Consider the following 644-nt stretch of genomic DNA (forward strand, 5'->3'; position numbering starts at 1 on the left):
TGGTGCCTCGTTTGGCGGACTTTAATGCTCAAGAGCCAGACATCGATGTGCGCATCAAAGCTGTGGATATGGATGAAGGTTCACTGACTGATGATGTAGATGTAGCGATCTACTACGGCCGTGGGAACTGGCCGGGTTTGCGAGCGGATAAACTGTACCAAGAGTTTCTGATCCCACTTTGTTCACCTTCGTTACTTTTAGGTAACAAACCATTAGAATCTCTAAGTGACCTCAAATTACACACTTTGTTACATGATACTTCGCGTAAAGATTGGAAGCAGTTCGCTCGTCATTACAACATCGAAGGCATTAACGTGAATCACGGTCCGATTTTCAGTCACTCGACTATGGTGCTGCAGGCTGCTGCACACGGACAAGGCGTAGCATTGGGCAACAACGTGTTAGCGAAACCAGAAATGGAAGCGGGACGACTGATTGCGCCGTTTGATGAGGTGCTTATCTCCAAAAATGCCTTCTATGTGGTGTGCCATGAGCAGCAGGCAGACATGGGACGCATAGCGACATTTAGAGATTGGATGCTGGCAACGGCGAGAAAAGAACAAGAGGAAGTATTGGATGAGCCAGTGGATAGTTGAGGGGCCTGAAAACGGGCCGCTGTTTGTTTTTGCTCACGGCGCAGGGGC

1 protein-coding gene is annotated in these 644 nt (G+C 48.9%); it reads left to right on the top strand.

Annotation, left to right across the window (positions count from 1 at the left end):
• Window positions 1-596: LysR substrate-binding domain-containing protein (locus tag R7R78_RS27150; protein WP_263856329.1), on the top strand; the 596-nt coding region annotated here is incomplete at its 5' end.
• Window positions 597-644 lie beyond the last annotated feature (48 nt).

The sequence above is a fragment of the Vibrio sp. 2134-1 genome, assembly GCF_033339495.1.